This window comes from Ruegeria sp. CDSA193 (assembly GCF_059611885.1).
In genome coordinates, this window is record NZ_JBXWPN010000005.1 from 407,643 (window position 1) to 418,181 (window position 10,539).

Consider the following 10,539-nt stretch of genomic DNA (forward strand, 5'->3'; position numbering starts at 1 on the left):
TCCCAAGGAAACCATTTTGTCCGGGGTCGAGCACCATGAAATACTTTGTATCAACATGTATTCTAACGCTGATGATGGTGCCTGCCATGGCCCAGGCTGTTGGGTTCGGGGTCGGTATAAACCCCGCATTCCGAACGACAGTGACACCACGTGACAATGGCGTTTACGAGGTCGCAACCAGCGGCAGCTCTGCGCCAGTGGCCTATTGGTGCGGGATCGGGGATTTTGCGATACGCACGCTTAGAACCAAATCGAACCAGCGTATTTACATAACCCGGGCCTATGACAAACAGACACGGACGGTGCAATTCTCGCTGACTGCGCCCGAAGGGGTTGATACGACGCCGGGCTATTCGGTTACTGTCAAACGCGTTGGCGAGAACATGTCAGCGGCATCGGCGCAGCGCTATTGCTCTGACAATTTCATGGATTTCGGGTTCTGAAACCCCGGAAGTAAAAAGCACCGCAGGGGGCAGGTCAGGCGTTAGACCCATTTGGCCAAGGGCGGCAGGCTCATAAGCACTGCGTCCGGGTCGTGCCCGGTCTCTAGCCCGAATTTGGTTCCGCGGTCATAGACAAGGTTGTATTCGGCATAGAGCCCGCGATGAATCAGTTGGGTATCCTTATCGGCGGTGTCAAAGCTCTGTTGCCTGCGCTTTTCGACCAAAGGCAGAAAGGCTGGCAAGAAGGCCCGCCCGATATCCTGTGTCAGGGCAAAGTCCGATGACCAGTCTCCGGTGCAATAGTCATCCAGAAAGATACCGCCGACACCGCGGGCGCGCTTGCGGTGCGGGATAAAGAAATACTCGTCGGCCCACTCTTTCAAACGCGGATAGTGGCCCGGTCCGTGGGGATCCAGATGGGCCTTCTGGGTTGCGTGGAAATGGGCAGTGTCTTCGTCATATTCGATACAGGGATTCAGGTCTGATCCGCCGCCGAACCACCAGGCGTGAGGTGTCCAGAACATGCGCGTATTCATGTGAACAGCAGGAGCGTGCGGGTTCTGCATATGGGCAACCAAGCTGATACCCGAGGCCCAGAACCGCGGGTCCTCGGTCATTCCGGGAATGCCTTTTCGGGCAGCCATTGCCTGTTGCGCCCGTTCCCCGAGCTGGCCGAATACTGTCGAGACATTGACGCCGACTTTCTCGAACACGCGGCCGCCGCGCATCACGGACATCAAACCGCCACCGGCGTCCGCCCCGTCATCGGAATGCCGTTTGGTCTCTTTGACTTCGAAACGACCGGGTTGAGCATCGGAAAAAGGTCCGGTGTCGTGGGAATCCTCAAGCTGCTCAAAAGCGTTTACGATTTCATTGCGCAAGTCACGAAACCAGGCTGCGGCGGTGGCTTTTTCAGTATCGAACATCTGTCTAATGGGCCGGGGCTGCGACGGGGTCCAGCAAAGTGCGCCCACCGTCAATGGTTAGGATTTGTCCAGTGATGAAACCTGCGGCGTCCGAGGCAAGGTACTGTGCGGTTTCGGCCAGTTCGTTTGGCGCGGCAATCCGGGAAAGGGGTGTGTGCTTTTCGATATCATCCCGAAATGTGCGATTTTCCTTGAGCGTGGATTGCAGCGAAGCGCTCATCACCGATCCCAGCGCGATCGAGTTCACGCGGATGCGGTTTGGGGCAAGGGCAACGGCCAGGGATCGGGTCAACTGATCAAGCGCTGCTGTAGACACCGAATAGGCCATCAGATCGGGATGGGTGCGACGGGCAGCAATCGAAGATAAATTGATGATGGATCCCGCAGGGTTTTCGTTTTCATCATCACCGGATTGCTTGATCATCCGTTTGGCAACAAGTTGGCTCAGTCGCAAGGCAGGCATCAGGTTCTGGTTCAACAAGGTGCGGACCGAGTCGTCTTCCATGTCCAATGGATCAGACGGGATAACCTGGCGCGAGCCATTTATCAGGATGTCGACCTGTTCGAAAGCGTCAATCGTGGCCGAAAGCAGGTTCGCAATCGTCAGCTTTTCACGCAGATCCCCGGCGAAGAAACGGATGTTGCTGTCATCTGCCTGCTCGCCCAGTTCATTGGCCAGTCGTTTTTCATCCATGTCGGCGAACATGACATTGGCCCCGGCATCCGCGAAGTGACGTCCGATGGCCAATCCGACACCATTTGCACCACCTGTGACGATCGCGGTCTTGCCGGCTATGGAAAAGGACATGCGTATTCTCCTGATATGCGGTGCAGGTTAGCGGGGTTCACCGCCGAGGGCGAGAGGCGTGGAAGACCTTGAAACGATTGTCCCCGGTTACTTCCTTCACCTGCGCAAAGGCCTCGTTCAGCGTGATTTCATAGGGCAGGTGCCGATTGGCGACCATCCAAAGGGAACCGCCCCGTGTCAGACTGCGCGCAGCAGATTTGATGAATCCCTGACCCAACGTGGGATCAGCACTGCGCGATGTGTGAAACGGCGGGTTCATAATGACCGTATCCAGCGGCTCAGGCGCGCGCCATGTGACCGCGTCGGCCCAATGGAACTGCGCACGGTCGTCTTTTACATTTGCACGAGCACATTGCAGGGCGATGTGATCGGCCTCGACCAGATGCAATTCCTGCAGCCCCTTTGCACCCATTAGCCCTGTGGATAGGTATCCCCAGCCAGCCCCCAGATCGGCGACCCGACCGCCCAGTTTTTCAGGCAGGGCGGCAAGCAGTATTACTGAGGCCGGGTCGACCCCGTCTGCAGAAAATACTCCGGGCGCTGTCTGAAATCCGTCGGCGGATTGGGTGGCGGGTGCGGCCCAGTCCTCGAACGCGTTTACGTCGGACTGGAACCAAAAGATCTTGCCATGTGCTTTTGCGATGGGCCCCTGCACGGTTACGCGTTTGCGAATATCCTTCAACAGGCTGTCGACGCCATTTGTCTTGGCGCCATCAATCACAACCAACCCGTCCGCGCGCTGGCAGGCCTGATGCACAAGGCTGCGGGCCAAGGCCTTGGCGCGGGGCAGGAACACGATTGCATCCTGGCACGGGTCATCAGCCTCGGGCGTGGCCGTGAACCCATGGTCTGCAAAATGGTCGTGAAACGGCTTGAAGGGCTGAACCACTTGCGTCTCTGAGGCCAGCCCAGAGAGGTCTTCCTCGGGCGTTGGCCCAATCACGGACAGGGGTTGCGCGATTTCAAGGCCGCTTTGCAAGGCAAGGTCTAGGCGAGGGGACATTGGCAATTCCGAAAAGAGGTCAGGCGTCGCCTTACTCTTCGCGTTCCATAGTGCACTGCAGGGGGTGTTGATGGCGGCGAGCAAAATCCATGACTTGCCCGACCTTGGTTTCGGCAATCTCATGACTGAAGACACCAACAACGGCGACGCCCTTCTTGTGGACGGTTAGCATGATCTCGAACGCCTCTGCGTGGGTCATGCCAAAAAAACGTTCCAATACGTGAACGACAAACTCCATCGGGGTGTAGTCGTCATTCAAAAGCAGCACTTTGTACAGCGGCGGGCGTTTGGTCTTGGGGCGCGTCTGTACCAGGATCGACGAATCTGCATCGTCGTCCGGTTTGTCAGACATCATCCATTGGTTCTCAAACATTAGGCGCAAACGTCCGATTCAGGCTTCGGTTTATCTGTGCGCTTATATAACGTCCAATGCGTCAGATAAAAGAGCCAGCAGGACGTTATCCAAATGGGCGAAAAACTAACCACAATCGGGTTCGATGCCGATGACACGCTGTGGCACAACGAACGGTTCTTTCAGCTGACGCAGGCACATTTTGTCGACCTGCTATCAGATCATGCCGAATCGGATCACCTGATGGACCGATTGCTGGCTGCCGAAAAACGCAATATCCGGCATTATGGGTATGGAATCAAAGGCTTCACTCTCTCCATGATCGAAACGGCGATCGAAGTGACCGAAGACCGTGTTCCTGCAGCGGTCATTCGCCAACTGATCGAAGCGGGGCAAGAGATGTTGGCCCATCCGATCGAGCTGTTGCCCTATGCCCGGCAGGCCATCGAAAGCGCTGCCGACACCCACCGCGTAATCCTGATCACCAAGGGTGATCTGATAGACCAGGAACGCAAACTTGCGCAATCCGGTTTGGGCGATCTTTTCGACGGGGTCGAGATCGTGTCTGAAAAGACCCCGGAAATCTATCGCCAGATCTTCGCGCAGCATGGCGAGGGGCCCGCTGCGGCTATGATGGTCGGAAATTCGATGCGGTCCGATGTGGTTGCTCCGATTCAGGCCGGATGCTGGGGCGTATACGTGCCGCATGGGCTGGTCTGGGAGATCGAACAGGCCGACGTGCCGGCCGACAGTTCCAGATACCACGAATTGCCCGATCTTGGTGGATTGACGGCGCTTGTTCGCTCTTTGAGTTGATGTTGCCATTTGGTCGCAGTTTCCGAAAATAGGGGCCGGTCGACGACACAGTCTTGACGAAATGGCAGGTTTAGCGGTGCACCGCCGTTTGCACCGCCACATCTAGTGGGTCTTTGACATACGCTGAAAGCGTTAAAGATATGAGCTTTCGGTTTCTTTCGCGGGGGTGCTGTGCTACGCTGATGGGTAATAAAATAAATAGTAGCTGACCGGGAAAACCCGGCGGCCTGAGGTAGACAGAGGCAAAAATCGTGCAGGTACGGCGGACAGTTCCGGCCCCTATGGGCGTATTCCTTGCAGCATTCCTGTTGTTGTTTTCCTTCGCTCCGGCGCAGGGCATTGCTGCCCCATATGCGGCGATGGTGATCGACGCGCGAACGGGCGAAGTGCTGCATTCCCGAAACGCCGATACACGCCTCCATCCGGCCTCGTTAACCAAAATGATGACACTGTACATCGCATTTGAAGCGGTTCGGAACGGCGAAATCACTCTCGATACGCAGGTGACCATCACCAAAAAGGCTTCCTCTGAACCGCCTTCAAAGCTGGGTTTGCGTTCGGGGCAGAAGATTGCTTTCCGCTATTTGATCCGTGCGGCGGCGGTGAAGTCGGCCAATGACGCAGCCACTGCCATTGGTGTTGCCCTCAGCGGGTCCGAGGCCGCCTTTGCGCGCCGCATGACACGTACCGCCAAGGCGATGGGAATGAGCCGTACAACCTTTAAGAACGCACATGGTCTGACCGAGGCCGGACATCTGTCGACCGCACGGGACATGACCACGCTGGGGCGGCATCTGCTGTATGATTACCCGCAATATTACAACCTGTTTTCGCGCCAATCCACGAATGCGGGGATCAAAACCGTTCCCAATACGAACCGTCGCCTGCTAGCGGCCTATCGCGGTGCGGATGGGATCAAGACGGGCTATACCCGTGCAGCTGGGTTCAATCTGGTTGCCTCGGCCAAGCGCAAGGACGAACGGATCATCGCGACTGTCTTTGGTGGCAAATCCGGCGCATCGCGCAATGCCAAAGTAGCCGAGCTGTTGGACATGGGTTTCCGCCGCGCCCCGTCGCGCGCGCCGATCCGCAAACCAGCCCGGCCGGCCTATGCCGGTAATGCAGGTTTGAATGCGAAAGTCGCCAGCGTAAGCGGCGCGCCCACCAGAAGCCTGCGACCGGTTCTTCGACCCCAGCGGGGGAGTACCGTTCTAGTGGCGAACAACGTCGCCGCAACCGCAGCCAAGAACGACGCGCGGATTCAGGACGGTATCGCCGCAGCCATCGCCTCGGCAGGTGTAGAGACGCCGACCGAAGGAACGACGCGCCCGACGGTACGCACGGATGATCTGGTGCTGGCCTCGGCAGAACAGCCCGAGCCAGAGCAGGAAATCGTCACACGCTTGTCGACCTCTGGCGGTCATTTGTGGGGCGTGAATGTGGGGCGCTATACGACCCGGTACGAGGCTGAAAAGGTTCTACTGAAAACGGCCCTGTCGGAAATGACCACATTGGAAGGCACGCTGCGCAAGGTCAATCAAAACTCACGCGGGTTCGATGCGACGTTCCAGGGCATGACCCGAGAGCAAGCCGATCTGGCCTGCCGCAGACTTCAGGCCCGCAATGTCACCTGTTTCATGATCGGGCCGTCATAAGACCCGACATATACTCTCCTGGATGGGTCTGGCCACGGAATTCCGTGGCCTTTTTTTGCTGAGCGAGCGTGCCGTAGTAGGCGGCAGGGATCAGGTCAGTCGAATACGTGGCCGTGCTGATATTGCTCATCCTGACCGGCGGCCGCAGTCAGGGCCGCGACGTTATCTTTGGTAAAGAACCCATCATACTTATGACAGCGCTCGATATACTCGGTGATCAGCAGAGTGTTCTTCGAGTGTTTTGAGAAGATCTGCTTGAGGTTCGGATCGTCTTTGCACTCTCCAACCACATGGGCCAGGAATGGCACCCCTTGGTCTTTCAGAGTGTTCACAACGAAATCCACATTCTTTTCGCCCGCACCGTGATCGCCGTCCAGAATCTCGATCGCCATGTGATGCAGCCGACGTCCGAAATTGCGGACGAAATCCTCGGTTGGCATGGGCCGTTTGGCAAAAGAGTTTACAAACGAAGGCGTATTATTGGCTGTAAATACCTTGGCCGGGGATTTCTTGTCATCATCCACACCGGCATTGCGGTTCACATTGGTCGACGAATTCATGTCGAAAATGTTGTACGCCCCCCAGAAATAGTAGGGCACCATCGTCAGAAATTCGAGGATCGCATCCTCGCGCTCACCAGCCAGAACGCGTGTCGCCAGATGGTCGATGCCCAACATCAGTGAAGAGATATTGCTATCGGCACCAAAGGCAGCAGCCTCATCCAGTCGCGCTTGTTCTGCGCTGCTGAGCAATACCCTGTCGCCCAGACCCAAACTGTCGGTATCGTTGAAATCCAGCGTTGAATAACCGACCCGGTTGCAGGTGAAATCAGAAGGGGTGGTGAACCGAAGGCCCTTTAGCGTGTAAAACGGGTTCTCGGTGTCGCCGGAATATTCGAACCGGATATTCTGATCCTCCAGCGTTTTGGTCAGCGTGTTCAGGTCAGTGGCGCCAAACACTTCGCCAACATAGCGCGTTTGCGGCGTGTTTCGTGCCAACGGGTACATGCGGTTGATGCGCGGGATGAAGTCTTCGAATGTCGGGCTAAGCGGAGCCATCACGATGAGCGCCGGGTAGTCCAGGTGTGAATGCAGGACCGAGTATTTATGTGTCCGTCCAAGATAGCTGGCCGTGTGACGGTATGGCGACATCACATATAGCTCGACCAGAGTGTCGAAAAGAACGTCAGTTTCGACCTGAAGCACGACAGCGCGCATGGACCCAACCTGCTGGGCGACACCAGAGCTGGCACGGCGTTCGTAAATTTTTGGCAAATACTCGTTGAAGAAGTCCGAATTCTTCTTGTCGCCGCGTGGTTCGTAAGACGCTAAATCAAAAGACATAAAGTTACTCCTTGCCCAGACTAGGCAAACCAGGTGCGGTTCGTTGCCGGGATTGTGGTATTCAGAACATATGCTTGCTGACATGCTAGGGAGGGAATTCAGCCTCGGCAACAGTCTGAGTACGTGCGGACGCATTGCACCCGCGGGATTACCGCAGGAACTTTGTCACCTCGACCCCGCCCGCGATCAGGTTTTCGCGGACCGAATGCGCAATCTGAACGGCGGTTGGTCCATCCCCATGCAGACAGATCGTGTCGATCGCCGTTTCAAGCCTTTTGCCGGTTTCGGTAATGATGGCCCCCTCGCGGACCATTTCCAGCATCCGAGGCCCGGCGATTTCGGGGTCGTGGATGACGGCGCCGGGCAGGCTCCGGTCGACCAGAGTGCCATCGTCGTTATAGGCGCGGTCGGCAAAGATCTCACCGACCCACTTGCAGCCCAGATCCCGCACGGCCTCTTCCTGTTTGGTGACGGCCAGCACCATTATGATGATGTCCGGGTTCACGTCCAGCGCGCCCTGATAACAGGCCCGCGCCATATCGATATCGACCGAGCACATGTTGGCCAGCGCTCCGTGCAGTTTCAGGTGCCGGACTTGCGTTCCAACAGCGGTTGCCATGCCGATCGCTGATCCCAACTGATACCGAACAAGGTTGCGCAGGCTGTCATGGGGTATTTTCATATTGCGACGGCCAAAGCCCTGCAGGTCAGGAAAGCCCGGATGCGCGCCAATGCCGACCCCGTTTTCCGCCGCCAGACTCATCGTATGCGCCATGACGTCCGGATCGCCAGCGTGAAAGCCGCAGGCTATGTTGGCCGAGGTGATAATCCGCAGCAGGCTTTCGTCATCGCCCATGCTCCAAGGCCCAAAGCTTTCCCCCATATCGGCATTAAGATCGACGCTGGGCATCGGCATTCTCCTTAGTCTTTGGCATAGATCATTCCGCTGATCAGTTGATAAGATAGCAGGTCCGCAATGTCATGAGGATCACGGATCAGGGGCTCGACCTTGGATGGCAGGTTGGCGAGTTCCTTTTCAAAGGCCGCCTGCAGGGTAATGGCCTCGTCCGATTCGACCAGCCTGAACTGAAGCTGCGCGCCTGCCGGGGTCTGCGCTGCCTGTGGCATGTCACAGGGAAGGACGGTTGCAATCCTGGGGTATCCGCCGGTTGTCTGACACTCGGGCAGCAGAATGAAGGGATTTCCAGTGCCGGTCATCTGAATGTCGCCGGGGGTGATGACCTCGGACAATATGTTCAGCTGCCCCTTCGCGGCGAAACCCTCTCCGTCGCTTTCCAGCTGCATTCCCATGCGATTTGCGCGGGCCCCGCGTGTGAACGTGGTGCGCAAAAAGCGGTCCAGCGTTTGCCGGTCGAACAGCTCGGTCTGAAAGCTGGCCACAACCCGCAGCGAACCGCCCGAGAACCGATCTTCAGCCCGCAACTTCTGTCCTGCCAGCTGTGACGCTGCCCCGGCGGATAAGCTGTCTCCGGCCTGTAGGGCGCGCCCGATTTTGGCAGTAAGGTGAGTTGAGCGGGATCCCAGAAACTCCTGCATCTCAATACCGCCGCCCAGGTGCAAATATCCATAGGTTCCCCGTGTGGCGGCCCCGATCATCACCCGCTGTCCGGTTTCAAGGCGGTAAGAGGCATTCCACGAAATGGCAGTGCCATCAATACTGGCCCGCATCGGCGCGCCCGTCAGTGCAATCTGTATGGGATGAGTGGCCTCAAATTCACCGCCCATTCCGGCCATTTCAAGCGCGGCAAGTTTTGGGCTTTGTCCCAGCAATGCGGCGCCTTCGTGCAGGGCCAGTAAATCTGCTGCGCCAGATCGGGAAAGCCCTTGATCCAGATACCCGTGGCGGCCTTGATCCTGTATTGTACAAGCAGGCCCTATGCGCAGGACAGACAGGCTCAAACCGCGATCTCCTGACAGGTTGCGCCGCCTGATCCATCAACGTCATTGGCGCGTATCGCCTCTAGTTCCTCACGCGTGACTGACATGAACTGCATTTCGTCGCCGGGTTTCAGGGCAAAGCTGTTATGTGCTTCAGGACGAAAACAGCGAAAAGCGGTTTGGCCGATATGTCGCCACCCGGTTGGTGAGGGCCCCGAGAAAAGGACAAATTGCGAAATCGCCAATACCAAAGCGCCCTCGGGCACCATCGGGGTCAACTTATTGAGGCGCGGTATGTTGAACTCGGGGCCGAGCGGGCCAAGATATGGCTGACCGGGAGCAAATCCGATCGTCAGGACGCGGACGGTTGTGGCGCTCAATCGATGAACGGCTTCATCGGGGGACAGCCTGGCCGCAGCCGCTGCCTCATCTAATTGAGGGGCAAGCGCGCCGCCATAAACCGTGGGGACACTCCATAACCTGCGCCCCTGGGGGAGGGGCGCTTTGTACCAATCCTGCCGCCGCAGCAGCTGCTCGACCCGGTCGCGAAGGTTTGCGTGGGCAAACTGGGATGGTTCAAATCGGATATAAGTCGACGCCAGCGTCGCTGAGGTTTCAATGACACCTTCCCACCGTTCAGAATCCACCGCAGCTCGAAACGCCAATGCTGCCCTGTTCGATGGCTCGGCCATGGTTTCGGCGAAAGAGACCAGCAGGCCGTCAAAGCCGACGGTGCATATGCGTGGGAAGATGGCGGCGTGTGTTCGTGTCATCTCGCTGCGTGCCAGTATGTAACTAGTCAGGTGACCTGAACGCAATCCAGAGCGTTTCGCAAGAGAGGGTGCAAAGTATTTGCCGGTGCATCCCTGTTTCAGACCGCGTGCAGGCAAATTCCGACTCGGTGCGGGTGTGTTTCATACCCGGCGACTCACACGAGTCTTGTAGTAGACGTGGGGAGCTCAACAATATGTTGATATCGGGCATAGCTCGTACGGAAAGCAGTGTGGATACCTTAGCCGTGATAATGGGCTTTCCTGGGTGCATCGGTCGAATTTATCACCTTAATTATCTGAATTTATTGAGTAAAATAAGAAAGTGCAAAAAAGTTTCTCAGGGCGTGATTTTCTGCTTGCGGTGTATGTTTGTAATGCTTAGAACCCCCTTCACCGGCGCTGCTGAGGCGCTTGGGACACACTGGAGAGACGGTGGGACGGGTTGGAGAGACGACCGGACGCATCGGAGAGACGGTGGAGACGCTCAGGAGAGGCTGGGGGCATCTTAGGGAATGATTTAG

11 protein-coding genes are annotated in these 10,539 nt (G+C 57.1%); 3 read left to right on the forward strand and 8 right to left on the reverse strand.

Annotated features, from left to right (window positions below):
• Window positions 1–35 precede the first annotated feature (35 nt).
• Window positions 36–443, forward strand: a complete 408-nt coding sequence (locus AC2FLG_RS12320; protein WP_496691650.1) for a hypothetical protein — start codon at window positions 36–38, stop codon at window positions 441–443.
• Between the two features lie 41 nt (window positions 444–484).
• Here the strand turns inward: AC2FLG_RS12320 and hemF are convergent, their stop codons facing one another.
• The 4 genes from hemF to clpS are packed head-to-tail and all read right to left on the reverse strand — an operon-like array spanning window position 485 to window position 3,553.
• On the reverse strand, window positions 485–1,369 hold the full coding sequence (gene hemF, locus AC2FLG_RS12325) for an oxygen-dependent coproporphyrinogen oxidase (RefSeq protein ID WP_496696131.1): 885 nt from the start codon (window positions 1,367–1,369) through the stop codon (window positions 485–487).
• 4 nt (window positions 1,370–1,373) lie between these two features.
• Window positions 1,374–2,177 (reverse strand): SDR family NAD(P)-dependent oxidoreductase, encoded by an 804-nt coding sequence (locus AC2FLG_RS12330; protein WP_142635913.1) that lies wholly within the window; start codon window positions 2,175–2,177, stop codon window positions 1,374–1,376.
• 37 nt (window positions 2,178–2,214) lie between these two features.
• Window positions 2,215–3,180, reverse strand: coding sequence for a class I SAM-dependent methyltransferase (locus AC2FLG_RS12335; RefSeq protein WP_496700654.1), 966 nt, complete (start codon window positions 3,178–3,180; stop codon window positions 2,215–2,217).
• A gap of 31 nt (window positions 3,181–3,211) precedes the next feature.
• Window positions 3,212–3,553 carry an ATP-dependent Clp protease adapter ClpS gene (clpS, locus tag AC2FLG_RS12340; RefSeq protein ID WP_142635917.1) on the reverse strand — a complete coding sequence of 114 codons (342 nt, stop codon included), beginning with the start codon at window positions 3,551–3,553 and terminating at the stop codon, window positions 3,212–3,214.
• Window positions 3,554–3,646: 93 nt separating this feature from the next.
• Between clpS and AC2FLG_RS12345 the strand changes: the two genes are divergently transcribed.
• Window positions 3,647–4,348 carry an HAD family hydrolase gene (locus AC2FLG_RS12345; protein ID WP_271948113.1) on the forward strand — a complete coding sequence of 234 codons (702 nt, stop codon included), beginning with the start codon at window positions 3,647–3,649 and terminating at the stop codon, window positions 4,346–4,348.
• A gap of 281 nt (window positions 4,349–4,629) precedes the next feature.
• The gene (locus AC2FLG_RS12350) at window positions 4,630–6,003 is read left to right on the forward strand and encodes a D-alanyl-D-alanine carboxypeptidase family protein (RefSeq protein ID WP_142635921.1); all 1,374 of its coding nucleotides are present in this window, start codon (window positions 4,630–4,632) and stop codon (window positions 6,001–6,003) included.
• A 95-nt stretch (window positions 6,004–6,098) separates the two neighbouring features.
• On the opposite strand, the gene AC2FLG_RS12355 is transcribed toward AC2FLG_RS12350, so the two are convergent.
• From AC2FLG_RS12355 to AC2FLG_RS12370, 4 genes are all read right to left on the reverse strand, one after another.
• A complete protein-coding gene (locus AC2FLG_RS12355; protein ID WP_142635923.1) occupies window positions 6,099–7,346 on the reverse strand; it encodes a hypothetical protein in 1,248 nt (415 codons plus the stop codon).
• A gap of 148 nt (window positions 7,347–7,494) precedes the next feature.
• Window positions 7,495–8,256: a LamB/YcsF family protein gene (locus AC2FLG_RS12360; protein WP_496706401.1), complete on the reverse strand. Its 762-nt coding sequence runs from the start codon at window positions 8,254–8,256 to the stop codon at window positions 7,495–7,497.
• An 11-nt stretch (window positions 8,257–8,267) separates the two neighbouring features.
• Entirely contained in the window at window positions 8,268–9,266 is a 999-nt protein-coding gene (locus AC2FLG_RS12365; RefSeq protein ID WP_496706402.1) for a 5-oxoprolinase subunit C family protein, read from the reverse strand.
• Complete coding sequence (locus AC2FLG_RS12370) at window positions 9,263–10,018, reverse strand: 5-oxoprolinase subunit B family protein (RefSeq protein ID WP_496691645.1); 756 nt, start codon at window positions 10,016–10,018, stop codon at window positions 9,263–9,265. Before AC2FLG_RS12370 ends, AC2FLG_RS12365 begins: the two co-directional genes overlap by 4 nt.
• Between the last annotated feature and the right edge of the window lie 521 nt (window positions 10,019–10,539).